24 protein-coding genes and 1 tRNA gene are annotated in these 26,499 nt (G+C 50.3%); 23 read left to right on the forward strand and 2 right to left on the reverse strand.

The features are described from left to right. Positions 1–629 precede the first annotated feature (629 nt). On the forward strand, positions 630–1,457 hold the full coding sequence (locus tag NATSA_RS04390; protein ID WP_210510794.1) for a hypothetical protein: 828 nt from the start codon (positions 630–632) through the stop codon (positions 1,455–1,457). 222 nt (positions 1,458–1,679) lie between these two features. On the opposite strand, the gene NATSA_RS04395 is transcribed toward NATSA_RS04390, so the two are convergent. Continuing rightward, positions 1,680–1,754 (reverse strand) — tRNA-Val (locus tag NATSA_RS04395). A gap of 496 nt (positions 1,755–2,250) precedes the next feature. Here NATSA_RS04395 and NATSA_RS04400 point away from each other — a divergent pair. The 17 genes from NATSA_RS04400 (at position 2,251) to NATSA_RS04480 (ending at position 18,313) form a co-directional block, all read left to right on the forward strand. Next, on the forward strand, positions 2,251–2,733 hold the full coding sequence (locus NATSA_RS04400; RefSeq protein ID WP_210510796.1) for a hypothetical protein: 483 nt from the start codon (positions 2,251–2,253) through the stop codon (positions 2,731–2,733). A 118-nt stretch (positions 2,734–2,851) separates the two neighbouring features. Continuing rightward, complete coding sequence (locus NATSA_RS04405; RefSeq protein WP_210510798.1) at positions 2,852–3,286, forward strand: hypothetical protein; 435 nt, start codon at positions 2,852–2,854, stop codon at positions 3,284–3,286. Positions 3,287–3,336: 50 nt separating this feature from the next. Beyond that, positions 3,337–4,665: a type II secretion system F family protein gene (locus tag NATSA_RS04410; RefSeq protein WP_210510801.1), complete on the forward strand. Its 1,329-nt coding sequence runs from the start codon at positions 3,337–3,339 to the stop codon at positions 4,663–4,665. 63 nt (positions 4,666–4,728) lie between these two features. Continuing rightward, on the forward strand, positions 4,729–6,510 hold the full coding sequence (locus tag NATSA_RS04415; protein WP_210510802.1) for a GspE/PulE family protein: 1,782 nt from the start codon (positions 4,729–4,731) through the stop codon (positions 6,508–6,510). A gap of 3 nt (positions 6,511–6,513) precedes the next feature. Next, positions 6,514–6,999, forward strand: coding sequence for a hypothetical protein (locus NATSA_RS04420; RefSeq protein ID WP_210510803.1), 486 nt, complete (start codon positions 6,514–6,516; stop codon positions 6,997–6,999). Between the two features lie 74 nt (positions 7,000–7,073). Next, positions 7,074–7,562, forward strand: a complete 489-nt coding sequence (locus NATSA_RS04425) for a Crp/Fnr family transcriptional regulator (RefSeq protein ID WP_210510804.1) — start codon at positions 7,074–7,076, stop codon at positions 7,560–7,562. Positions 7,563–7,568: 6 nt separating this feature from the next. Then, positions 7,569–8,126 carry a hypothetical protein gene (locus NATSA_RS04430; protein WP_210510805.1) on the forward strand — a complete coding sequence of 186 codons (558 nt, stop codon included), beginning with the start codon at positions 7,569–7,571 and terminating at the stop codon, positions 8,124–8,126. A 25-nt stretch (positions 8,127–8,151) separates the two neighbouring features. Continuing rightward, a complete protein-coding gene (locus tag NATSA_RS04435) occupies positions 8,152–9,225 on the forward strand; it encodes a hypothetical protein (RefSeq protein ID WP_210510806.1) in 1,074 nt (357 codons plus the stop codon). A gap of 14 nt (positions 9,226–9,239) precedes the next feature. Further along, positions 9,240–10,472 carry a type IV pilus twitching motility protein PilT gene (locus tag NATSA_RS04440; protein WP_210510807.1) on the forward strand — a complete coding sequence of 411 codons (1,233 nt, stop codon included), beginning with the start codon at positions 9,240–9,242 and terminating at the stop codon, positions 10,470–10,472. 21 nt (positions 10,473–10,493) lie between these two features. After that, positions 10,494–12,188 carry a PilN domain-containing protein gene (locus NATSA_RS04445; protein WP_210510808.1) on the forward strand — a complete coding sequence of 565 codons (1,695 nt, stop codon included), beginning with the start codon at positions 10,494–10,496 and terminating at the stop codon, positions 12,186–12,188. A 34-nt stretch (positions 12,189–12,222) separates the two neighbouring features. Next, a complete protein-coding gene (locus tag NATSA_RS04450) occupies positions 12,223–13,074 on the forward strand; it encodes a hypothetical protein (RefSeq protein WP_210510809.1) in 852 nt (283 codons plus the stop codon). A gap of 32 nt (positions 13,075–13,106) precedes the next feature. After that, positions 13,107–14,306 carry a type II secretion system protein GspD gene (locus NATSA_RS04455; RefSeq protein ID WP_210510810.1) on the forward strand — a complete coding sequence of 400 codons (1,200 nt, stop codon included), beginning with the start codon at positions 13,107–13,109 and terminating at the stop codon, positions 14,304–14,306. Between the two features lie 190 nt (positions 14,307–14,496). Further along, entirely contained in the window at positions 14,497–15,261 is a 765-nt protein-coding gene (locus NATSA_RS04460; protein ID WP_210510811.1) for a hypothetical protein, read from the forward strand. 53 nt (positions 15,262–15,314) lie between these two features. Continuing rightward, positions 15,315–15,713: a hypothetical protein gene (locus NATSA_RS04465; protein WP_210510812.1), complete on the forward strand. Its 399-nt coding sequence runs from the start codon at positions 15,315–15,317 to the stop codon at positions 15,711–15,713. 282 nt (positions 15,714–15,995) lie between these two features. Next, complete coding sequence (locus NATSA_RS04470; protein WP_210510813.1) at positions 15,996–17,306, forward strand: DUF7305 domain-containing protein; 1,311 nt, start codon at positions 15,996–15,998, stop codon at positions 17,304–17,306. A 28-nt stretch (positions 17,307–17,334) separates the two neighbouring features. Then, positions 17,335–17,748, forward strand: a complete 414-nt coding sequence (locus tag NATSA_RS04475) for a hypothetical protein (RefSeq protein WP_210510814.1) — start codon at positions 17,335–17,337, stop codon at positions 17,746–17,748. Positions 17,749–17,785: 37 nt separating this feature from the next. Beyond that, entirely contained in the window at positions 17,786–18,313 is a 528-nt protein-coding gene (locus NATSA_RS04480; RefSeq protein WP_210510815.1) for a hypothetical protein, read from the forward strand. A 16-nt stretch (positions 18,314–18,329) separates the two neighbouring features. On the opposite strand, the gene NATSA_RS04485 is transcribed toward NATSA_RS04480, so the two are convergent. Then, the gene (locus tag NATSA_RS04485) at positions 18,330–19,145 is read right to left on the reverse strand and encodes a carbon-nitrogen hydrolase family protein (RefSeq protein ID WP_210510816.1); all 816 of its coding nucleotides are present in this window, start codon (positions 19,143–19,145) and stop codon (positions 18,330–18,332) included. 200 nt (positions 19,146–19,345) lie between these two features. On the opposite strand from NATSA_RS04485, the gene NATSA_RS04490 reads away from it, so the two are divergent. From NATSA_RS04490 to NATSA_RS04510, 5 genes are all read left to right on the forward strand, one after another. After that, a complete protein-coding gene (locus NATSA_RS04490) occupies positions 19,346–20,305 on the forward strand; it encodes a hypothetical protein (RefSeq protein WP_210510817.1) in 960 nt (319 codons plus the stop codon). A 183-nt stretch (positions 20,306–20,488) separates the two neighbouring features. After that, positions 20,489–22,444, forward strand: a complete 1,956-nt coding sequence (locus NATSA_RS04495; protein WP_210510818.1) for a HAMP domain-containing methyl-accepting chemotaxis protein — start codon at positions 20,489–20,491, stop codon at positions 22,442–22,444. 235 nt (positions 22,445–22,679) lie between these two features. Then, a complete protein-coding gene (locus NATSA_RS04500; RefSeq protein WP_210510819.1) occupies positions 22,680–23,135 on the forward strand; it encodes a response regulator in 456 nt (151 codons plus the stop codon). Positions 23,136–23,137: 2 nt separating this feature from the next. Further along, positions 23,138–23,653 (forward strand): chemotaxis protein CheX, encoded by a 516-nt coding sequence (locus tag NATSA_RS04505; RefSeq protein WP_210510820.1) that lies wholly within the window; start codon positions 23,138–23,140, stop codon positions 23,651–23,653. Positions 23,654–23,662: 9 nt separating this feature from the next. After that, positions 23,663–26,491 (forward strand): chemotaxis protein CheA, encoded by a 2,829-nt coding sequence (locus tag NATSA_RS04510; protein WP_210510821.1) that lies wholly within the window; start codon positions 23,663–23,665, stop codon positions 26,489–26,491. Positions 26,492–26,499 lie beyond the last annotated feature (8 nt).

Genomic DNA, 26,499 nt, shown 5'->3' on the forward strand with positions numbered 1-26,499 from the left:
AATGTCCATAACTATCCAAGTCTTTCGATTCTTTGTTTCACCTATTGGGTGAAGATACAAATTTAGCTAAACATATGAAAGACTTGATGTTACTGTAATTTTTCTAATTTAACTCACGGATTCTGGTTACTAATATCGGTCATCCCATCTTTGAATCAAACCACAACCTGCCTATAATAATCCCGATCATGAATTCGAATATCGGTCATCCCATCTTTGAATCAAACCACAACTGCTGAGATCGATCTGGAACTAGTCGGCATTGGTTCACTATCGACAATTTACCATGGTGAGCCTATGAAAGTTTGTTAGATGACTATATGCCGCCATAAATATTGAAATTGCAAAGATAATGGAGCCATTTACAAGCATCTGAGAACGGAATGAAAAAATACAGACCCCTGCAGTAATCCAAAAAGTACAGGAGCTCAACAAAACCAAAGATTCATTGACCATCGCTGACATAAACCCCAGTTATAGCTGGCTGGATTAGATTGACCAAAAAGCTTGACAACAAGCCACAAAAGAAACTTGGATATTAAACGTCTTTTGAAGTATTCTTCAATACGATAAATCATTACCCTATTCCACAGAAATCATAATCGGATACTTGAAATGTCAGTTGTATTATGAAAAAGTCATATGTTGATATTTGGATAAGATGGTTGCCCCTAGCAATATTACTTTTTTCAAGTTTCTACCTTATAATAGTTTTCTATCTATCTTGGCAGATAGACTTTAGGCAAGCTTATGTTAGGGGTGTATCTGAATGGACAAATCAGTTCCCAGTTTCGATTTTTTGGCTCCATATTAACAGAGAAGGTTTTTTAACTGAAAACTTACAATGGCTTTTCCTTTGGTTAACATTTTTCATTGGAATCATATGTTATTCACGTTTGCACAAAACATATCAAATTAATCTAAAATATGGGGTGTTGCTTTTCACAATCGGAGTATTTCTGATGATTTTGGAAGATATGTTCAATATTCGTCATATATTAGCTAATAAAATCATAGCTATTAATACTGAGGGCCATGCTTTATCAATAGAAGTCAGTAACAGTATTATAAGAACACTAGTTGAGGTATCCTTTTACTCAATAATTGGAGCCATAATGTTACTTGCATTTATAAAATTATTTTTTCTCTCACGTTTAAGTACAAAAACAAAGTACTATCTTTTTAGTGGTTATGGCTTTTATGCTATTGCAAGTATTGCATCAGCTACAAGGCATATTGGGGATTGGTACGTTGTTACTGGGAAATATATTCTTGATAAACTTTTAGTTAACAACGTAGCAGCCTATAATCCAGACAGTATTATGTTCTCAATTCATCCACTAAGTTATTATTTTATGGATCATCTTGTGGAGGAGTCATTTGAGCTTATGGGAAGCACGCTTTTGTTGGGAGCAATTATATATATTTTGATTACTGTTATAGATGGGCCCAGTTAGAAAAATTAAGTACTCAACTAGGATTTAATTTTTCAATTTGATCGCTCAGTCATCAAAAAAATCTATATAAAAATTACAATTTTTAATCTACAACTAAAATTAGAAATAAAAAAAAGCTACAAAGTTATTTTTAACAAAAAAATTATTATTGCATCATTCAAAATGATTTGCATATGCTCAAAAAACCGTAGGGCAAATAATATGAACGGCATTGGGAGGATGTGGGTGGTACTGGATTCGAACCAGTGACCCCCTGCTTGTAAGGCAGGTGCTCTGAACCAACTGAGCTAACCACCCGGTTATTACACAGAATTTTTAATATACGACGAAGTGCTGATATTTGCAATAAACACGGCTGAATTTTGTCGGATGCCGGTTGGCCGGGAAGATATCCACAAAAAAAGTTTTTCAAATTTTTCAAATTTTCTTGAAAAAAAGGTTGCAAATAACAGATTTGCCTTTATCTTAGACACAAGTATTATGGAGGAGAAGCTTTGGTTCCGGTGAAACTTATCCACAAAATTAATTTTTACTAATAAAGTTTGTAACAAAGTGGGGTTTAGTGTATCCTCTCTATACACAAGGGTGTTTCGGGTTTGTTACGGCAGTCGGTGCATGTGTCCGGCCGCCTGCCACCGAAATAAGTGATAATCATCCACAGACGGTTATTATTTCCATGCAGAACTTGAGACATACTTTTCAACAAACATCGCAATAATACGGAATAGGGGATTGTCTTCCAAGGACTTTCGCAACTATTCCGGAAACTGTAACAAAACAAACGGAGAACAAAATGGGTCAACAGCAACTTTTACTCGTAATATTGGTAACCATACTCGTAGGAATCGCGACCGTTGTCGCGCTGAACGTATTCGGCACCGCAGCCGAAGATGCCAACCGTGATGCCGTAAGGCAGGATATCCTGCAGGGTGCTTCGCAAGCTCAGGCGATACATGCTAGACCAACAGCACTAGATGGTGCTGGAAGAGATTTTACCCGTATCCAAGATGATGGCGCAGGTGAAGGTGATGATTTAATAACTAGGTTAGGAATGCCGGTAGTTTTCGAACATGAAAACTGTACTGATGCTACAGGTAACTATGGTAATGAGAATGGATGCTATGTGGTGGACGTGATTGATGCAAACTCACTTAGAATTACTGGTGATCCTTCCAGTGATCCTGATAATCAAATATTTGCAATTGTAAGTAGAGATGTTGATACAGGTTCATGGGAGATAGGCTGGGATGGATCTGATCCGTTCGCATCATCATAACTTAGCTGTTTAGTTTTATATTTTTGGTATAGATGTCTTGTTGTGAGGCATCTATACCTTTTTTTTAGTATTGCCGACTAAAAAAAATCATAAAATGCAATAACTCTACTTTTGATAAATGGCACAGCAACAATTATTGTTGTTAATACTGGTTTTACTGATTACCTCGTTTACAATAGTTGTAGCAGTTAACATATTTGGAGAGCGAGTTGCTCAGTCAAACCGCGATGCGGTCCGACAAGATTTGCTGTCAGGTGCCACTTCGGCTCAGGTTGTTTATACCAGGCCTGCAAACATAGGTGGAGCAGGTGAGGATTTTACCAGGGTTGAGGATGATTTGCTCCCGCGGTTGCTTGCACCGATAACCGAAATCGAGCCGGGTGTCTGGGGCAATGAAAACGGAATTTATGAAATAGTAGATGTCGAGGAATCCTCATTTTCAATACGCGGCATACCGTCGGGCAGCGACCCGGCATTGGTTTTAACAGTGCGTTTCCTCGAGGATAATCACGAATGGATTGTATCCATTGCGGATCAGGACGAGGAATCGTGACTCTTGCAGCGTATCCGGAGTACCCTATATTAAATCAATAAAAACCAACCATGCCCGAATTTCGATTTCAAGGCATTAACCCTCAGGGCAAGCTCGTAAAGAGCGAATTCAAGGCCCCCAGCAAAAAGGTGGCGAAGGCCCGTGTGGACAAGCTGGTGAAGTCCCGGAACCTCAAGAAGAAGTCCCTGGACCAGAAGGATATGTATATCTACCGGGTCCGGAAGAACGGCAAGGGGTCCATCGAGGGGGAGCAGGAGGCATTCAGCAAGGAGGAGCTGGAGCGTGCCCTGGTCAAAATGGGCTACAAGGTGGACAGTGTCAAGCGAAAGTGGCTTGACCTGAAAGGCGGCGTGCCCAACAAGGAGGTGGTTACCTTCATCCGGCTCTCGGCCGACCTGCTGCGCCAGAAGCTGCCGTTTGATCAGATCCTCAACCTGCTGCATGAGGATACGCACAATAAGCGCATGCGCGAGGTGATCCGGGAGATCCAGAAGGATTTGCGGGACGGCAAGGAGGGAACCGAGGTGTATGACAAGCACCGCAAAATCTTCGGTCAGTTCGCCTGTTACATGCTCAGCGTGGCATCCACAAGCGGTAACATGGCCCAGGTGTTCGACTCCACCGCCAAATTCATGGAGCGCGACGCTGATTTCAAGAAAAACATGCGCCGTGCCCTGATGATGCCGGTCATTGCTTTTATTGCGGTTGTCGGGGTTGTCCTGTTCTATGTGGCCTACATTTTCCCGGAAATGGCCGAAATGTTTCTGGAATTTGATATTGTACTTCCTCCCATGACCGCCGCGACGCTGGACTTCAGCAATTGGATTCAGCGCCACTGGATCCTGATAACCCTGGCGCATGTAATGCCCGTTGTCGGATTTATTATGTTCATAAGAACTCCTCAGGGCAAGCTGTGGTTTGATAAACATGTGATTAAAATTCCCGTGATGGGAGATTTGCTCCACAAAACCAGCATTGAGATTTTCTCGAGAGTATTTTACACGCTCTACAGCGGCGCCGGACAGAATATCGAGGTGATCCGCGTGGCATCCGAAGCCTGCCGCAATACATATATCGAAAAGCAGGTCAAGGAGGTGGCCATCAGGAAGATGGTGGAAGACGGCGCCGGACTGATTGAATCCATGGAGGCCACCATGGTCTTCCCGCAAACCGCGCTGAGCCGGTTCCGGCTGGGTGCCGAATCGGGTGCGCTGAAGGAAAACTCCAAACAGCTGGCCGAGTATTATGAAATCCAGACCACCTACAAAATGGACAATGTTATCGATTTGGTTAATCTGGGTATCAACATGCTGATCATGATCGCCCTGGTCTACATCACGGTGGTCTCATCCGAAGCAGCACTTATTTCACCGGGCTGATCTACGGCACGGTGACGCGGCCGGGCACCGCCAAGGCACAATCAACACATTCGCAGTATTTCCATGAGCACCAACGTCAGAAATTCCATCGGAAGACGCATCGGCGACCTGCTGGTCAAAAAGGGGGTCATCGACAACGATCAGCTTGAGCGTGCTCTGGAAATCCAGGCTTCCGAGCCCGAATCGGTGCGCCGCCGGCTCGGGAACGTGATCATCGAAGAGCTCGGCGCCGACCGCCATGATGTCATGAGCAACATGAGCGAGCTCTACGCTTTCCGCGAGGTGCTGCCCAGCGGCGAGGTGGACCAGAACCTGGTCGATAATACAAGGGCCATAATTGAAGAGCTCCCGGACGGCATGGAGGATCAGCTTTTCCACCGCAACACCATCCCCTATGAAAGGCGCGGCAACCGCCTCGTGCTGGCCTCTGCCGATCCGACCGATCCCGGCATTTCGGATATCGCCTCCAGGCTCCCCTTCAAGCAGTACGAACTGGTGTACTGCCGGCTCGAGACCATCCAGAAGATCACCGAACAGGTCTATAAGCAGAAGAACGAGTTTCTGGATCTGCTGGATGAGTACGACTACGAAGAGCCGGACCTGACCGGCGAGGAGGAAGGAGTCGACGAGGAGCAGCTCGATGCCGAGATCAACCAGAGCATGCTCAACTCCCTGGTCGAGGGCATGCTGGTCGAGGCCGTCCGCAAGGATGTCAGTGATATCCACGTCATCCCCGGCGCCGGCAACAAAACCGACATTTTCTTCCGCCTGGACGGCAAGCTGCAGCTCTGGCACACCCAGCCGAACCTCAAACCCGAGGCACTGTCGGCCGTGGTGAAGGACAAAAGCCGGAATGTAGACCGCTTCGAGCGCGACTCCGCCCAGGACGGCTTCATCCAGCGGCGCATCGACGGCACCAACATCCGCTACCGGGTCTCCATCCTGCCGATCGTCGGAGAGGAGTTCGACCGCAAGCTGGAGTCCATCGTTATCCGGGTGCTGGACGACCGCAAGGTGATCACCGACCTCAACAAACTCGGTCTGCAGAATCAGGCCTTCGATGATTTCAACAAGGCGATCCGCAAGCCTTCCGGAATTGTGATCATTACCGGTCCGACCGGAAGCGGCAAGTCGACCACGCTGGTGGCCGCGCTCTATTCCGTAGTCGATCCGTCGGTCAACGTGCTGACGGTTGAGGAGCCGGTCGAGTATCTGATCAGGGGGGTGCGTCAGCTCAAGATCTCCCACAACATGACCTTCGACAATGCCATGCGGGGGATACTTCGGCATGACCCCGACATCGTACTGGTCGGTGAGATCCGGGACCTGCTGACCGCCGAGATCGCCATCAAGCTGGCCAACACCGGTCACCTTACGTTCTCGACCCTGCACACCAACGATGCGCCCAGCGCCGTGGCCAGGCTGTTCAAGATGGGGGTGGAGCCGTTCCTGATTGCCAATGCCATCAACCTGGTCATGGCCCAGCGGCTGGTCCGAAAACTGTGCGAAATCTGCAAGCGGGAGATGGAGGATGTCAATCCTGAACTGCCTCGCAGCCTTGGCTTTACGGATGAGGAGATCGAAGAGACCACCTTCTACGAGCCGGCGGGCTGCGACAAGTGCAACCGCGGCTTCAAGGGCCGTATCGCCATCCACGAAGCTCTTTATTTTGACAAGCAGATCAAGAACATTGTTTTCGAATCCGGAGATGAGATTGATGAGGATCAGATCCGTCAGCAGGCGATCAAAAACGGCATGCTGACCCTGCGGGCATCCGGCCGCGAGAGGATCAAGGCCGGGATTACGACCCTTGACGAGATTGTGGCAACGACCCTGGAGGACTGACACATGAATGATTACACCGATCTGTTCTACACGCTGTTTGCCGTTGTGATCTTCGCCGTGTTTCTGCTGGTCGCAAACAATGTGATTGTCCGGAACGAGGTGTCCAAAGTGGATCTGGAGTATGAAAAAACGGCCATTTCGATGGCGCAGTCAATTGTAGAAGAGGCACGGAAAATGACGTTTGACCAGGCGCTGCTGGACGGGGTCGATCAGGATGATCTGCCGGCCGGCTTTCGTGAAACGCTGGGCGCTCCGGCCGGGATGCAGCGCCGTGATTTTACGGTATTCGATCATTTTCACGGTTACGCCGACACCCTGTCAACACAGATCGGTGATTATGCGGTGGAGGCCGAGGTGGTATATGTGGACGGTGAGCACCCTCATGACGAGGTTAGTGAGCCGACATATCATAAAAAATTAACGGTCGTTGTGCGCAGTCTGGAAAGCAGGAAAGGTGCAACCAAAACATATATAAAGTCGCATTTTTGACGATTTTCCCGGTTTTGGGATGAGACGGGGAGGATATTAGAATATTATAATGGATGGTGATTATGGATTCAAAAATGAATAATCTGATTCATCATGAAAAAGTGCAGGATATTCTTCAGAATGTTCCGGCGCTTTTCAGGAAATTTTCTCCTGATGACCTGAGGGGTTTTTTTATCACAGGTGAGCTGGAAACATTTCAGTCCGGAGAAATTGTCACGAGGGAAGCCTCGGAGCAGGTTCACAATGGCTGGCTGATAGCCGATGGCGTACTGTCTGTTTGGACAGACAATATAAAAGTTGCCAGTCTGGGTCCGGGTGATTTTATCGGCGAAGAGTTTTTGTTCAGCAAAGGTGTCAGGGCGGCCACGGTCAAGGCCGAGTCGGATGTCGCTCTGATCCGTTTCGACCGGGAGTCGGTGATTGATTTTTTTCGCACCCGGCCGGAGCGTATATTCAAGATATTTATCATGAACCTGCTGGAAATACAGCAGCGTAAGATCAAATCCATGAATAACAAAGTCGCCAGGCTGCAGCGCAAGCTGGCGGAGAACAACATTGACTAAACCGTTATGAATCCCGGGTATATTATAAGCACGATTATCGCCGGCCTGGTGCTGCTGTCGCTTATTGCGCTTAATGCCCGGATTATGCAGAGCGGCGGTGAGCAGACGCTCTACAACATGACCAAGATCCAGACCGATCTGGCATCCGACCTGATTGCCCATGATTTTCGCTCGATGGGTTATGGGATCCAGGATTCGTTCGCTGTCACGGCCGCCGACACGAATCGCATCCGGTTCCTGACGCACTTTGAAGGCGACGAAAATCCGACTGAAATTGAGTGGTATTTCGACCAAAGCGAAGACTCACCGTATGAAAACCCTGATATTCGTCCGCTCAGACGTCTTGTCAACGGCGATGAAGAGGTGGTAATCCAGGGGGTCACCCGTTTTCATCTGGAATTTTATGACTCACAGCGGCAGCCTGTAGATCCGCAGGCGGGACCGATGAGTGATATTCGCCAGATCAGAGTGGAATTGTTTACCGAGAGCCGGGAGCGGTTTTCCAACAACCGGTTTGAACGATCCACCTGGACCGGAGAACTCACACCGTTTAATTTGAACTGAACGCTAATCCGCATGAGGTAACCACATGGGACGAGCATTACTGATTATTTGCCTGGGATCATTTATCATCCTGGGAATCGTACAGCACGCCGTAAACAACCGCAGCGTATCGGTCAGCGGAGGTAATGTCGAAACCTTTTACGCCAATCACGGGCAGAATATGGCCGGGAGCGCGCTGGAGATGGCCATCAACCGCATGAATTTTGACAATAGCTGGGAGAGCCACAGTCAGCCATGGATTTACTCGCTTGATGAGGATATGGATGCGCATGTGCGGATTGATGAACATGATGATTTCCCTGGTGAGGTGCCGGAGGGGTACTACCGCGTCCGCTCCGAAGTGCAGGTGGGCGACAAAACGCTGGAAGCGTTCGCCTTTTTGTTAAAAAACTCAATTGAGCTTCCGGAGATCGAGTCGGCGCTGGGCGTATACGGGTCGGGGTCTACGATCAATTTCAGTGGAGCGGGTGGTGATAAAAAAATGGTCTCGGGGTTTGATACAAATCCGGACGGTTCTGATGGACCGGCTGAAGCTCTTCCGGGAATCAGCTCTCCGGATGATGAGGATGACCTGATAAATATCAGCGGAGGCAGCATACCCTATGAAGGAGATCCAGATTATCTTAAACGGGATGATCTGGACTCGGAAGAACTTGAACGAATAGTGGAGGAATACCGCGGCATGGGCAGGCGGTATGAGTCAGAATCCGATTTCGGAACACCCGAAAATCCCGCTGTAACCATCATTGGGGAAAAAGATGGGGGTAATAATCAGGATGTAAAAATTTCGGGCAGCAGTGCTCATTACGGCGGCATTATTATTGTTGAAGCCGGCAGCAGCTTTACTATGTCGGGAGATTCTGTATTTGAAGGCCTGATTATTGTGCACGGCACTTTTGAGGCGGCCGCGGGAACCCCTTATGTTTATGGCGGGGTAATACTTGGCGACAATGCAAAAGTTGAGATTGACCAGCCGGATTTTGACCTGCAAGGTAATCCCACCGTTCACTACAGCAGTCAGTCCCTTCAGAATCTTCAGGACAATATTACCGGCGGAGGCAGTTCCGGCAACATGGTGGTAGACAGAATTTTTTATTGATGTAACATTGGTTTATGAATCTTGATCCTCAGTCCCAGAAGCATCTGGACGAATTTCGCGAGAGAATCACCCGGTTCCCGGGTCATCTTCACGGTACCGAACGGCAGAAATGGCTTGTGGACCTGATTAACAGGTCATCACTGGAGGTACGAAACGCACTGAGAGAGGCGGTTGAGCATCACCTGATGATGATGAGTTCCCTGGAGGCGTCCGATATCGACATGGGAGGAAGCGGCTGCCATGGCCGCATCTGGTACCGTATTCACGGGAAAAAATCCGTCTACCCGGATTCGCCCGTATTCAATCTCATTGAAACCGATGCCATGCTGCTGAATCTGGTTTCCAAGGATCAGATCGACCAGCTTTTTGAAAAGCGGAATCTCGATTTCTCCCATGTTATTCCCAATGACGACGGACCGGATCACCGGTTCCGGGCAGATATCTACTTCGACCTGGATCATCTGGCGCTGAACATGCGGCGCATTGAAACGGAGATCCGGCCGTTCAAAGGGCTGCAGCTGCATCCGGAAATTGCCAAAGTGCTGAGCCTGAAATATCTCAAATTCGGACTGACACTGGTGACCGGTATCACCGGATCGGGAAAATCATCCACGCTGGATACCATCATCAATGCCAACAACCGAAGCGTGGACGGGCATATCGCCATCATCGCCTCTCCGGTGGAGCTTGTACATGAACCCGTCCGCTGTATTGTCCGGCACCGTGAAGTGGGGCGGGATGTCCCGTCATTCAGGGACGGTGTGGTGCAGAGCATGCGTCAGGATCCCAATATCATTGTCATCGGCGAGCTTCGCGATGACGAAACCATACTTGCCGCTCTGGAAGTGTCCGATTCCGGTCACAAGACCTTTTCAACGCTGCATACGGCATCGGCCAGCGAAAGTATTGACCGGATCATCGGGGAAGTGCCGGTCCGCGAGCAGGACCGGGTGCGCAACCGTCTGGCCGATGTGATCACCTGCGTCATCAGTCAGAAGCTGGTCCCCACGCTGGACGGCAAGCGGGTGCTGGCCAAGGAGGTGATGCTGGCGACCAATTCGGTCAAGGCCGCCATCCGCAACAACAATGTCGGCGAAATTTATCAGATGCTGGCAGAGGGCGGCCAGTACGGCATGCACACTCTGGAACAGGATCTCAAAAGACTGGTTGAAGAATACAGGATTTCTGCTGATGAAGCAGTAAATTACGCCAATAATAAAAAGCGGATGAAAGAACTGCTGAGGTAACAGACTCAAAAGGAGCCACCATTGAAGAAAAAGGCATATTTAGGGTTAGCCCAGGACAGGAATAAAATTTACGCTGCCCACCTTACCAAGGTGAAAGGTATACTGCAGCTGGTCGATATAGAGGTCCTTGAGCTTCCGGAGTCCATCGAGCACCGCCCAAAGCCCAGACCGGGCGGACCGCCGCCGGAGCCGGAAGACGATACCGTTTTTAATCTCGATGATGATGACCTCAGCGATTTCGAATCCATCAGCATGGATGACGATGATATCCCGGATGAATCCGATTCCGGCAAAACCAAGGTTGGCTATGACGAGTCGGAAGATGAGGAGACCAACGAGCAGATCCTGAGCAACTATCTGAATTCGCTTGGCGACAGAAAACTCATCACCGGAATCAATATTCCACAGGGAAGGACCATCTTCCAGCCGCTTCAGGGAGTCAACCTGAAGAAAATGAAAAAGAAGGAGCAGGATGAGTTCATCAATGAGAAACTGGCTCCTATCTACAATGAAGAGATTGAGGCCGACAAGTACACCTGGGAGGTGGATGATGATGGTGACGGCTGGCTTGTTTCCCATGACAACGGCACCGATCTGATCAACCTGATTGACCTGGCCGAAATTACGTACGACGGCAAGGTCCGGATCCACGAGATGCTCTCCGACGAGGTGATCTGGACCGGGCTTGTGCAGAGCCATTACCGTCTTGGCGAGGAAGAAATTACCGGACTGCTTAGTATCGGGGAACGCACTACCAGACTGGTGTTTCTCAAGGGGCACCGCATTTTTCATGTCCTGCCGGTCATCAACGAAGGAGGAAGATCCCGAAATGTAAAGCAGACCGTATTCAGCAAGCTGCTTTTCGAGATTGACAAGGGTACGCTGCCTGCACTGGATTGCCTGCTGATCATGCACAGCAGCTCAACGGCCGCCGAACAGATACGCGATTTCTTCAGGGACCAGTTTATCGATGTGGAAGTGGATCTGTTCCGGCCGGATCCTGAAAAGCTGCAGCTGCCCGAAGAGATCCAGAAAAACCCGGAAGTTATCCGGCCCTATCTGACGGCCATCGGCGCGGCACAGGCAGCCGCCCGCATTGATACGGCGGAATGGCCCTCTCTGTCCCTGCTGCCGGAATTTGTGATTGAACGGTACAAAATTTTCAAGCTTCAGTGGCACGGGGCCGCATTGCTGGTCTGCATCGCCCTGGCGCCCCTGCTGGTCAATCACTGGTATCAGGATTATGTATCTGAGCGGCAGCAGCTTGAACGGGAACTCAGTCAGATAGAAACTGAAATTACCGAACTGCGTCCGGTAGCTGCCGATGTGGAACACATGACCGAAGAGCAGGCGGTGCTGCGGGAAAAAAACGCCAGGGTCATCGAACTGTCCGAAAACACGCTGCTCTGGTCCCGGATCCTCGGTCAGATCAACGAGGGTATGGCCGAAATCCCCAACACCTGGCTGACCACCTTCCGGGTCGACGGCGATGAGCTTTCCGTGGAGGGGCATACCCTTTACCGGCAGCGCGTGCCACTGGTTACACGTGTATTTGATGATGCACGCATTGAACGGGTCGAAGAGTCGGAGGTCCGGGATGCCACCATACACAATTTTTCACTCAAAGTGCATGATTACCTCGCAGATCCTGATCGCTTTACACCGGAAATACCCGAACCGGATGAAGACTATATCCGGGAAGTTGAACTGAGGTAACCGGATTCCAAATTATTAGTCACTGATTTTGCATATGAGTTACGGCATACGAAATACCATTATACTTGTTATCACGCTGGTGCTGATGCTGGGCGGCAGCTGGCTGTTCCTGCGATTTACCTATGCCTCGGATATCGAAGAGCTTGAGGAGGAAATATCCCGGAAGGATCAGGAGCGCAGCGAGTATGCCGAAGTAGCCGCCATGTACAATGAGACCGTGGTTGAGCATGCCCGGCAGCTGTACATCCGTGACAACCATCCCAAAGAGCTGTTCGATGACCACCGCCTGGGACGGATTTACGAGTATATCGATCAGCTCAGCCGCGGCATTTCCTTCATCCGGTATAACTATTCCCTCAGGGACTCCACGGTACACGACGATTACGGGACGATGCATTTTGTGCTGAACGGGGAGGCGGAATACCGCAATCTCAACAATCTGATCCACCGGATTGAGCACAGCAGCGCCATTATACACATCCGCTCCATTCAGCTCAGCAATTTCACAGATCTGGACAAGCTCAGTAAAGTAGATTTTCAGATGGAGCTGGAGGCATATTACAACCGGGAAGACCGGCTTGCCCGGCCGGTCCGGATGTCTCGGGCTGACCATCTTGGCAATATCACGCACAATCCGTTCTATTCGCTTGTACACCCGGTGCCTCCCAACGAGGAGAACCGGCTCGATGTGGATCAAAGCCGGCTCATTGGCATGACTTCGCGGTTCATCATGGTCCGTGACCAGGATGGCGAGATGCAGCGGCTGACACCCGGAGACCGCGTGTACCTGGGCCGGTTGCAGCGCATCGATACGGAGACACAGGAGGCGGTATTTGAACTGGTGCGCGGCGGTTTGTATGACCGTGTTGTGATGACGCTGAATTAGGAAATTTCAATTTGATAACGGGAGCTAAACACATGAAGCTTACAGCACTGAATTTATTACTTGCCTTGTTTATTGTGTCGGCTGGAGTTGCGGCGGCACAGGACCGGCTGCCGGTTCGGGAGTACACCAATCCTGATGAGCTGGTGGTGCTTGATGAAAGCATGGATTTTGAAGAGGCCCTGTCGCTGTTCGAAGAGTTTTCAGAGGAATTTACCGGCAGGATCATCATTGACCGATCCGGATTCAGCGGGGAAATCGGTGTTGAGGTTCCGCAAATGCACTGGTTTGATGCGCTGGAGCGGGTGGCCGGGTACAACAATCTTGCTGTGCTGGAGCATGAGCGGTATATCGAGATAGAAGAGATGCCGGATGAAGAGCAGGAGCGTGTTCAGGAGCCCGCCCGCAAGCTGGAAGACGAAACCATCAATTTCAACACCAGGGAGATCGAGATCAAGGCCACGTTTTTTGAGGTGAACCGTTCTGCCATCCGGGAGCTTGGAGTTGACTGGTCTGCTGTGAGCAACGGAAGGGTGCAGGTTGATCATCAGGCCGCTGACCGTATCGGCGATCCGGCTATAGGCATACAGATCAGCGGGGACGATGTGGGCGGCACCGGCGTGGATATTTCGGCCCTTTTCAACGCGCTTGAGTCGATGAATGAGGGCGAGGTTATCTCTTCACCCACAATCAAGGTCATGGAAGGCGAAAGCGGGCGCATCCAGGTGGGACAGGATTTCTCCCTGCGCCAGCGTGATTTTGCCGGAAACATTGTGGAGCGGTTTTTCAGCACCGGAACCATCCTGGAGGTGGTTCCCAATATTTTATATCACGAGGGAACCCCCTACATCTACATGACTGTCCGGGCCGAGCGCAGCACCGTGGCACCCGGCGAGACCAGTACGATTGTGAACAAGCAGGAGGCAGAAACCGAGGTGCTGATGCTCAGCGGTGAAACCACGGTCATAGCCGGACTTTATGAAACCGAAGAAAATGTCACCCGAAGGGGCGTTCCCTTGCTCAAAGACCTGCCCGGATGGTTTTTCGGGCTGCGCTATCTTTTCGGTTACAACTCTACCGAACACATCGTGCAGGAGCTGGTGGTGGTGCTGGAAACTTCCCTTGTTCCCACCCTTGAGCAGCGCCTTGAAGGCGTATTTGAGAGCGCACCGAACCTGATAAGAGATATGCGCAATGAATTCCAGGAGTTTCAGCTTGAAGATCTGGAGCGCTGAGGTTAGCGCAGTGTTTTTTCCGGCAAGACTGTGACAGCCATCAGTTACAAGTGTTAGATTTTGCTTAAAATCTTGAAACAATGGTTTCTTATTTATCTGGTCGGATGAAATCTGGGGGCCGGTACACACCAATGGCCGTTTCAACATTGCAGGCGATCCGACATTTCATGGACGTGTAACAAGCCCTGAAATGTGGCGCGGGCATGGAGGTCATACTAATGATCCCCATTTTTTGAGCGGGTCCGACTTCAATGCACCTGAACGCAGTCCGCCTTCTCAGCTGGACCTTGAAATACTGAGGGATGCCGCTTCGTCGGGAGGTGTCGAATTTGACGAAGAGGTTGAGGTTGAGTTTCTTGAAGGCGAAAAAATCCGGGTTATGGAAGTTGACAGCGGAATGGAATATGAACTCAGTCTGGAAGGTTCAAATGGTGTGATAAGCTCTACAGAAAAGATTTCTCTAAGGGGCAGTGTGGACGGCAGCTATACCGTCCATTCGACAAATGACATTTTCATCAATGGTGACGTGGTGTACAATGATAATCCGCATGACAATCCGGATTCGGAAGACCTGCTGGGCATTGTAAGTGAGCAAAATGTCCGGATAGAGCGAAACGCCCATCAATATGATGGAAACAGCGATATTCATGTGCATGCATCGATTATGGCATTGGGAAATTCCTTCGGTGCCGAGGATTATAACACGGGTTCCCCGAGAGGAGAGCTTCATCTTCTCGGAGGAATTATCCAGGAGCGAAGGGCAGCGGTTGGCACCTTCAGCGGCAGTGGCATATCGTCCGGTTTCAGCAAACAGTACCGCTATGATGACAGGCTGCAGTATCTGATCCCCCCAAGCTTTCCCCGGGAAAGCGTCTTTTCTGTTGAGCACTGGATTACCAATGTGTATCCGCATCAGGAGGATGGAGACGACAGTGAAGAAGAGCCTGCTATCTGACATTAACCAGTTCTTTTAACAACCGACATCGCAAGTCACAAATCTGCAAGTGCATGTATTACTACAGTTATATTCTGATTCCTTTTTTTCTGCTTTCAAGTGCCCTTTTTCTGACGGTATCTGCGCAAACAGAGATCACTTTCCAGGTGAACATGCAGAATCATATAGATGAGGGGGTTTTCGATCCGGAAAATCATGCCGTGGAACTCACAGGGGACCTCGGCCCATTGCGCATAAGCGGCAGCAAGGCTCTGCTGCCATCCGAATCGGATTCAACCATCTATAAAAAAGAAGTTGCCTTTCCCGCTCATAGTGTCGGCCGCGAGCTGCAGTACCGGTTTCAACTGAACCTGAACGGCCGGGTGGAAAAAGAGGATAATCCGCGGCTACTTCGGATTCCGGATGAAGATGAGGAGCTGGATGCCCTCTTTTTTAACAGTTATGCCTGGTAGCACTTTGTTGCTGAAGTATTTTCCGGCAGATTTTTTTAGCCGCAATGCCATTCATAAAGCACGCCGGCTCTTAATAAATTAAATAATTTTAATAATATTATTCGTTTAGGGGTCTTGCCGGGCGTTTTTTCCTCGCTTCCGTACAAGAAAATTAATTGTTTGCATTAGTATTAATTTTTTTTAATATTCAATCAGAAGTTATCATCTACACCCAAAAACTGGAGTATCCGGCGCTATTATTAACCGGCCGGATCAATCGGCACTCGACAGACAAGGCGGCTTATGGGGAAATACGCAATGATATTGGTATCTGCGCTCGTTTTTTCGATGACGGTGTACGCCAACAGCCTCATCAATACAAATCTGGCCGCAAATACCCGCACCGTAGAAAGCTACAGCCATAACCAGGCTCAGAATATTGCACAAAGTGCCATCATGGCTGCAATCAGACAGTTGCAGCAGGATGAAAGCAGTCCGCTGCTTCCGGCAAGTGATCAGAGTATTTCGTTTCCATCCGAAACCGGGTTTGAGCCATGGGACGCACTTCACGGAGACTACCGGCTTCACTTCCGGAATCAGTCGGATACTCTGCTGGTCATCGAATCAACCGGCCGGTTTGAAGAGAAATCATACAAGGTATCTGCCGGTCTCACTTTCGGGCAATCCGGCTGGAATCCGGTATTCAACCAGGCAGTTCACGGCGAGCACTCCATCGACTTGACGGGCAGCTCAAGTATTAAAGGAAGTGCATCGATCAACAGCACCGAACCTGTGTCGGTTACACTTGACTGGGCAACGGTCATTGAAAATGCACTGTCCATAGGTCCGGGAGGAGACCCGGCTGTTGTTGTAGACAAGCGCCATGAAGGCAACATCGGAGAAGGCATTTTTAATTTGCCCCGGGAGCAGACCTATCCCATGCCTGACTTCCCCTCCTATCCCCCGAAAATGTTCTTCGGCAGTTCGGTTTACCTGCAGGGAAATGATACAAAAACGCTTATGTATAATGATTTTGACGGTTATTACATTCCGGAAATCAGGGTGCGGAGCAATACCAGTCTGACCATAGATTTAGGAGATGAGGACAGGGTGCTCCATGTGGGAAACTTTGACATACAGAACGGCCATGTGCACCTCGAAGGAGATGGGAGCCTGGAGGTGTATGTGGAAAACAAGCTCAATCTCGGCGCCAGCAGTACGGTGAACAGCGACGGGGATGTCGGGCGGTTTTTTCTCTATTATGGCGGCAATGATGCCGTGAATTTTCGCGGAGATACCAACTTTAACGGTGGGTTGTTTGCCAAATCGGCAAATGTGGAGCTCGGCGGATCCAATTCACTGACGGGATCGCTGATCACCGGCGGCACCAGTGTGGATATCCGCGGGGCGGCATCGGCAGAATCACGGGTGGTTTATGCGCCGAATGCACATGTGGAACTGAGGGGATCGGCAAGCATCCATGGCGCCGTGATATCGGATTCGTTCAGGGCCGTGGGCAACTCGCATGTTTACTACGAAGAGGATCTTGACTCCGAACTGCCAGATCTGGACACAGGCGGGGAAGGATCGGTGGAACTGGCTTACTGGGAATGAGAAACTAATCATATGTAAGGGATAGCATATGTCCACAAGTCAGACACTGTTAAGCGTTGGAGCGGTAATCCTGCTTTCTATTGTTTCGCTGAGCATCGGCAGGATGTACGTGCAGTCGGTTCACAACTCTGTTGATCATCAGCATACGAACGATGCACTGAATCTTGGCAGGGACCTGAGCGAAGAAATTCAGTCCTACGCTTTCAAGTACGATGAACTCGAAGCTGATTTTGGCGATTTAAGCGATGTGACCAATCCGGCCCGCAGAAGAACGTTCCCGTCCGAAGCAGGTGAACTGTTTTATGTAACCTATGAGCTTGAGGCTGACGAGGAGCTGGTACACGGACAGGGCGGACATATCGTGACCATACGGATTTTCATGGAGCAGAAAAGTCAATACACAAAGAAAGCCGAATATGTGACAGCCGTATTGCCGATGTGACAGTCACCAGTAACGTCCACTCATAATTATTACGATCATGGCATTTCAACCGGATCTGGTCGTTCCACCAATTATTATTGCAATGCTTATTCTGATGGTGCTGGGAATAAACTCTCTGATTCTGGAATCGTCGGTAGATAACCGCCTGGCCAATGACATGCAGACCAGGGCCGCCCTGGCGGTGGACCTGGTTCAGGAGGAAGTCCGGGGTCTTGAGCAGCTTCTGGAGGAGCCCGACAGCACCCTCCGGTTTTTCACTTTTACCGGAGACTCTGTTGTGATCTCGCAAAGGGATAAAAACCTCAAGATCATCCGGAAGGATCGTATTTCAGAGGTTCCGGACACGGTATATTATGACCTGGACTTGAAGAAAGTCCGCTTTGCCTCCTATCCGGATACGGTGATGTACGATTATGCCGATTTCATCAAGGTGAATGCCCGAACGCAAAGCAATCCGGACCATCATGCCCGTTTCAACAACACGGAGCAGCTGATGAGCGCCGTGGCTGAGAAAAAGCTTTTTTTACGGCACAAGGCGGCAAGGTCGCATAAAGAATCGAACTGAGCAGGTTCGTCCGGGCTCAAATGTCCAGCCGGTAATGCTGAAGTGACGGAAGTTTCTTCCGGATGGACTGAAGATAGGATATATCAATTTCAGCAAGAGCCATACCGGTCTCCGTTCCAAGATGGTCAAGAATATTTCCCCACGGATCGATGATCATAGTGTGTCCGTGCGTTTTCCGTTTTTCCCCGTGGAAGCCGGTCTGCGCCGGTGCGATGACATAGCAGGTGTTTTCAATGGCACGGGCGCGCAGCAGCACCTCCCAGTGTGCCTCGCCGGTCGGGCGTGTGAAAGCCGAGGGGACGCACAGCACCTCGGCGCCCCGTGAAGCAAGCCGGCGGTAGAGCTCGGGAAAGCGGACATCATAGCAGATTGAAAGTCCGAAACGGATCCCGCACGAACCGTCATGGACCACAGCATTGGTCCGGCCGGATTCCACCGTGTCCGACTCCATGTAGCTCTCTTCATCCGACAAACGGATATCAAACATATGGATTTTGTCATACGAGGAAGTGTGACCGGTCCCGGGATCGAAAAACACAGCCCGGTTGTACACTTTTCCCGATCCGGCCCTGACCGGAAAGCCTCCTGCCAGAATGCTGATGCCGTATTTTTTTGACAGTGCGGGGATCTGTTGCATAACTGCTTCAGCAATGGTTTCAGCCTGACGGTGCTTCTCTTTTTCATCACCAAGGAAAGCGAAATTTTCCGGCAGCGCAACAAAAGAGGCGCCCCTGGCTGCCGCATCACCCACAAAACGTCCGGCATCGGCCATATTGGCTTCCAGATCGGGCTGACTGTTCATCTGAATGGCTGCTGCAAGAATATGGCCCATGTTGATACTCCTGAGTTACGGATCGGTGTACTGCAAAATTAAAAGTATAACGGAGATGCGGCCTGTCTTCTGACATCCCGCCGTTTTAAAAACGGCTGCTGATTTAACAATACAAATTCGGAATAAATGCTCACAGATGCGTACCTTGATAACGGTTATCTGCCTGAGGTGGTTGCAACCGTCAGCATATTCAGCATTTATTGACAGCAAAAGAAGACATAAAACAGCTATGGGAGAGGATCCGGAAGGATCCCCGGACTGAGAAAGCTCAGTACATCCTGCAAAGGCTGATCGTTCTGGCCATAGTCGGGCTGATAATCTATCAGCTGGCGGACATCGGCTGGAGAGAGGTACTCCGGTCTCTGCCTTCCCATCCGCTTTTTTATCTGCTGTTTGTTTTCCTGTATCTCAACCTTCCTGTGGCTGAAATTTTTATTTACGGGCAGGTATGGAATTTCAGGAAACCGGACGGATTCCGGGCCTTCCTGAAGAAGCACGTCTATAACAACGAAGTGATGGGTTACTCCGGAGAATTCTATCTTTTTCTCTGGGGCCGCAAGCGTGTTGAGGGTCCGGACAAAAAGATCTTCAAGAACATCAGGGATAACACCATCATATCATCGGTAACCTCCAATATGGTGGCGGTGCTGCTGCTTGCCGCGCTGGTATATACCGGCACCATAGACATATCGGCCATAACGGAAGACCTCAATCTGCTCTATGTGTTTCCGGGGGTGTTTCTGGCCGTGGTTGCAGCCGTAGTGCTGTACCAGCTGCGCCGTTACATATTCGATCTTCCGCGGCGCAAGGCGCTGGTCGTATTCGGTATCTACCTGACCCGTTTTTTGCTGCACCACGGAGCCATGATGCTGATGTGGGCCGTGGCGCTGCCGGGAACCTCCATTGCCGTGTGGCTGACCTTCATCGCCATATTTATTGTAGTCAACCGGATACCCTTTGTGCCCAGCAAAGACCTGGTGTTCATGTGGGCGGGAATCGAATACGCCCGGGTTCTGGATGAAACCATGCTGGCATCCGTAGCAGGGATGCTTCTGGTGTACAGCGCGCTGAAAAAGATAACCGGACTTGTGCTCTATTTGTACCTGTCGGCTTCTCAGGATGAGTCTGAAAGTGAAACGGTTCCGCAGAATTCCGGTTAAGTTTTCCGGCTTCTGACCGATAACACCGATAACGAGGGTGCAGGTAATCTGTTGAACCCGAATAAGAAGCGAATTTCGTGGCCGGGTGCGGAACCAGTCGTGCATTACTTCTTTAATGCCTCCCCACCCGTCCGGTATGCGGAATCAGGGACATAACCGGAATCACACAAATATTAGAGTATTATGACTGATGAGCTGAGCAACTCGAATTCATGGAGCATTGGGAAAAAGCTGACGGTATCATTTTTGACCGTAGCTTGTGTTACGTTGCTGCTTGGAGGGGCGGCGTTTTATCAGATGAGTGTAATCCGGGGGTACTCCGATGATCTGATAAACAACAATCTTTCAGAGTGGAGCGTGGCCTCATCGATTCAGGAGAATGCAAGGGAAGTTGTGTATTTCATGATTACGTTTTCGGCAACACGGGATATGGACTGGTGGGATCGTGCCGTTGAGCCTTTTGAGGAGGCGGTTGCCTACGTGGATGAGGGATTCGAGTTGGCTGAAGAGCGGGATGCCGAAGCATTCAGAAATGATCTCACCGAGCTGCGGAATGCTTTTGATGATTATGAGCACTCCATCGACCGGTCGGGGGAAGTAGTACAGACTTTTCTGGAGCGACAGGAGGATATGGAGAATGCCTTTGACCAGTTCCATCACAATATAGCGCAGTATATGGACATGCGCCGGGAGGCGATATTGGAGCTGACGGAAGAGGCTTCGGATGAAAATGCGGCTGCCGTACGATCTCATCAGGATGAGCTTGTTCAGGCCGATATGCTGCTGGAAGAGGCCAGGAACGATTTTGACCGGATATGGGAAGCGGAAGCCGCTGATGAATTTGATGTCATTGAACGGCTTGTTTCTGATTTCAGGGACAAGGAGGATCAGGTTTCGCGGATAGTTGCTGATACACCGGCGTCGGAGATGCAGATTCAGCTTGAGGCTGCGCGCGGTGATCTTGGTGATATTGCAGGGGGACTGGAGGAGATGGTCGTTGCCCGTCAGGTCGAGCACGATGTGGCCATGGAGCGGCTGGATGCGTACACACGGGTGCTGGATCTGGTGGATGAGCTGGATGAGTCCTATCGCATGGCGGCATTGGCCAACGGGGAAAATACACAGGCGGTAATAGACCGGTCGCTGTGGATTCTGGGAATCCTTGCCCTTGCAGGGGTTTTGATTTCCCTTGTGCTCGGGGTAATTGTCAGCAGGTCCGTATCCGGTAAATTGTCAAGAGTTATCGAACGGCTCAGGGGCGGTACAGAGCAGGTAAGTTCCGCTTCGGACCAGCTATCGGAAACCAGTCAGCAGCTTTCACAGAATACCAGTTCCCAGGCGGCCGGATTGCAGCAGACCACATCCTCCCTGGAAGATTTTTCCTCACAAATAGCACAGACTGCCGACAGCTCCGGAAAAGCGGAAGAGACTGTCAGGCAGGTGAATGTATTGATGGATAACGGAATTGAAGCTATGACCAGGATGACAGAGGCGATGGACAGCATCCGCGATTCTTCAGAACAGACGTCGAAAATTGTAAAAACGATTGACGACATTGCATTTCAAACCAACCTCCTGGCCTTGAATGCCGCTGTAGAGGCTGCGCGGGCCGGTGAAGCCGGCAAGGGGTTTGCCGTTGTGGCCGAAGAGGTCCGCAGCCTGGCGCAGCGCAGTGCCGAAGCGGCAAGGAGCACATCCGAACTCATCAATGAGTCGCGAAGCAAAACCGAAGGAGGTGCGGAAGTCGCAAAAGAGGTGAGCGGCAACCTTGAGCGTGTCAGAGATCAGGCCAAAGAAGCCGGAGCGCTTATTACCAATATTTCCAATGCCGCAAATGAGCAGACGCGGGGAATGGAGCAAATCAACGACGCTATTCAAAACATTGACCGCTCGGTACAGGAAAATGCGTCCAGTGCGGAAGAGTCGGCAAGCTCAGCAGAAGAGCTGTCGTCCCAGTCCAGAGAGCTGTATGGTTCGGTTGAAGATCTGGTCAGTATAGTTGGCGGAAAATCCTTCCGCCATGACCGGAGGATTGACACTGTTTCAGAGAGCCGGGATCCGGAGTATCAGGGAAGGGGTCATTACACGGAGTATTCCGGCAACGGGACAGGGAGAAAGAAAATCGGGCAGAATATTTAAGTTTTTTTAATAAATCGCGATAACAATTCACAAGGGGTGACCTCAGGAGCAGTTTCCAATCCGGTCTGCAAATCGGAATATGCCCGGAGTCTATTCCTTTGCGGCACAAAATTTGTATTGATTTTGCATATACACAGCACCGGTGCATTCCGGAAGCAACGGAATGTGGTGCTGTAATTTTAACTGCAAACATCACAATGTCTTCCGGAAGCAAAAAATTATTTGGAGTTAGTTTATGAGCAAAATAAAAGCATTGGTAGTGGATGATTCCAAAATCATGCGAAGTGCGGTGAAGCGCACGCTTGATCAGCTGATGATGGCGGATTTTGAATATATCGAAGCCATTGACGGGCAGGATGCCCTTGAAAAATTTTCCGATGAGATTCAGATCATATTTCTTGACTGGAATATGCCCAAGATGTCCGGTGTGGAATTTTCCCAGGCTGTGAGAAGCAAGGGCAACACCAGTCACATCCCTATCATCATGATCACGGCGGAAAAATCGATGGGCAAGGTCGATACCGCGCTGAATGACGGCGGAGCCAATGACTATGTCACCAAGCCGTTTACAGCTGACCAGGTGCACAAGGTGCTGAGCAAATACATCGACAAGGATGGGAACCTGATTACCGGCACCGATGATGACGGACAAAAGAAAAGTTTCTTCAAGGACATGCTTAATCTGAAATAATTATGAGTGAACTATTACCTGTGAGTCTGGATGACGTCCGGAAAATACCTGATGAGATCATTACCTCCGTCCGGAACAGTGTTGAAGCAACCTTTGAATCCATTATGGGCAGCCGGCCCGATTTTGTTGATGGCGTGGAGAAGGAAGAGCCCATGAACGGAATTATCGGCAATATTTCCGTTTTCAATGCCAATCATACCCTGACGCTCATGGTGGCCATTCCCAGAGAGACTGCAGTCAGTCTTTCAGAGGTGTTTTGCGGTATGGAGCTGCCCTTCGAGAGTGATGATATGGGGGATCTGGTGGGTGAAATATCCAATATTCTTGCCGGGGAGGTTGCAGCCAATGCCGAACAGGTAGGCTTTGTGGGACAAAGCTCGCTGCCGACAGTCACCAGGGGAAGTGATCTCAAGTTGTTCATGCCAAACAAGCCTCCGACCTCACAGCTTCGCTTTAATGGCAGCGGAGGTGAATTTTGGGTCAATCTCGCATTGTGCGAATCCAAACGTCGAAAGTAAGAGGGAATTATGGGTGATGCCAACGATAAGTGTGTCCGGTCGCTTGAAGAAATTATGAGAACTCTGGCCGATGTCTGGCCCGGAGACCGTGATAATATCATGCAGGCGGGTGCCCGGCTCGAGGGGACAATAGAAGAATTCGAGGGCAAATCAACATTGCTGAATGAGCTTATCGGACTGGCATGGAAGGCCCTGATTCACCTCTATGAAAAGGACGACTTTTTTTTCAGTATCAGGGTTGCAACGCTGCAGGCCGTGAATACCATCCGCGAATTTGCGGTTCATGACGGAGACATCGCTGTAGAAGTATTTGAAAAAGCCAGTTCAGATCTTCAGAAAGCACTGGCCGGAGAAGCCGAGTCAGCCATTTCTGAAGGAGAGGCAGCCGCACCTGCTGAAAGCGAAATGAGTGCGGATCCGGCACCCCAAAATGAAAAAAAGCAATCGCCGGCTGATCCAGCGGGTGAAGAGGCGCTTGGTGACGATGAAGATCATGGTGAACCGGACACGCAGACCGGAGCAGAGATACCGGAGGTGACATTAAGTGATCTCGCTTCGGTGATCATGCAGCTCCCGGATGATACTCTTTCAGCGGCACATATTGAACAGATTGCCAATCTGGTGTCGTTTTTGAAAGAGCACTGCCGGCCGCCGATATGCGCGGTACTCAGCGATATCCAAGAAACCATTGCCGGGCTTGAGGGCAGGGAGCCGGAAGATCCGGCAGGTTTTCTGTCGGATCTGTCGGCTAAAGTTGATAAAGCCGTTCAGTTGGATATGAACGATGAGCTGGGGCAGGAGGAACAGTCACCCGGGGCTGACGGAAAGGAAACAGCTGATCAGCAAGCAGAATCCGGCCGGATAACCGATATCAGCCAGCAGTCCGTGGATGATCCGCAACCGGAAATAAATGAACAGGCCGAAGGCGGCCAACAGACCGGTGACAGCTACTCCCGGGACTTCACTGTGCCCGACGATCTCGACGTGACGTTGCTTACCGATTTTATTACCGAGTGCAACGAACAGATCGAGGAGGCCGAAAGTGCGCTGCTGGACCTCGAAACATCACCGGACGACGATGAGCTGATCCACAAAGTTTTCCGGTCATTCCATACCATCAAGGGGACATCCGCTTTTATGGGACTCACACCCGTTTCGGAGTTTGCTCATGCCGTGGAGACGCTGCTTGATATGGTCAGGGATGATCATATCCCCTACGATTCCGCCTGTGCCGATATCACTCTCAATGCCATTGATATCGTCAAGTCATTCCTCGAAAAATCAGAACAGTTGAGCGGGGGTGATGTGCTTTCCATGCCGGAAGAGTATCCGCCCATGATGCGCACGCTCATTCAGATTGCCGAGTTCGGCAAGAAACCCGAACAGGCACTTGCAGAGGAAACCGGGTCCGGTGCAAGGAAGCAGGCTGGTCCGGCTTCATCAGAAAGCAATAGTGAGCCGAAAAAAGAGCAGACGGCTGGTGATGCCGAAGATTCCGGTTTGGATGTGTCCGGAGAAGCAGCGGGTGATCCTGTGCAGTCTGACAGAAGTGCACCGGAGAAATCAGCAAATGCACCAACCGGTAGTCCGGATACCCCTGCTGAAAATGACCGGAACGGTGCGCCGTCCGGAAACCGGGAAGCAGACGGGCCGGGAGCCAATGGCAGTCCGAAAAGCAGCAAAGCGCGGGCAGAGTCGGATGTTACAGTCCGGGTAAATGTTGAGCGGCTGGACAGGGTGATCGATATGGTTGGTGAGCTGGTGATTGCCCATTCGGTGGTGGCCCAGGATTCCAACATTGCCGCGGATCCGGACTTGTCCCGCAAGGTTACGCACAGCACCAAAATTTTGCGCGAACTGCAGGACACCAGTCTGACCCTCAGGATGGTTCCGCTGAAGGCCACATTCCAGAAGATGAACCGGCTGGTCCGTGATCTGTCGAAAAAGTCCGGCAAAACCGTGTCCTACGCAACCGAGGGAGAGGATACCGAAATCGACCGCAATATGGTCGATATCATAAATGAGCCGCTGGTTCACCTTCTGAGAAACGCCCTGGACCATGGCATCGAGGATGCGGAAACCCGTCAGAAGAAAGGCAAATCCGGCATAGCAAAAATCTGGCTGCGTGCTTTCCAGGCCGGCGGAAAGGTTATCATTGAAATCGAGGATGACGGCAAGGGGCTTGATAAAGATAAAATCCTCTCCAAGGCCGTTTCAAAGGGGCTGGTTGAGCCCAATAAAAAACTGACGGACAGCGAAATATACAAGCTCATATTTTTGCCTGGATTTTCTACGGCGGAAAAAGTCAGTGATTTGTCCGGAAGGGGAGTGGGGATGGATGTCGTCCGCAAGTCCATCGACCGGCTTCAGGGTAAAGTGGATGTGTCCTCACGTCCCGGCGAAGGCACAAAAATCTCACTGGAACTGCCGTTCACGCTGGCCATAACGGACGGAATGCTGGTCCGCATCGGTAGTCAGCAGTTTATCGTCCCGACCATCAACATCGACATGACATTCCGGGCAGAACAGGATGACTTGTTTACGGTTCTGGGTGATTCCGAGCATGTGCGTTTCCGCGGGGATTCCATTCCGGTAATCCGGCTTCACAGGATGTTCGGGATCACGGATGCGGTTGAGGATGTGAGGGAGGCGACTTTAATGGTTATAAACAACAACAAAAAGAAATACGCACTGCTGGTGGATGAGGTGGTCGGACAGCAGCAGCTGGTCGGCAAATCGATCGATATGCCGGTCAAGATGCGGAATATTTCAGGTGGTGCCATTCTGGGGGACGGCCGCGTGGGGCTGATCCTGGATACGGTGGCACTGCTGAACTGAACGAGCAA

This window comes from Natronogracilivirga saccharolytica (assembly GCF_017921895.1).
Classification (GTDB): Bacteria; Bacteroidota; Rhodothermia; order Balneolales; family Natronogracilivirgulaceae; genus Natronogracilivirga; species Natronogracilivirga saccharolytica.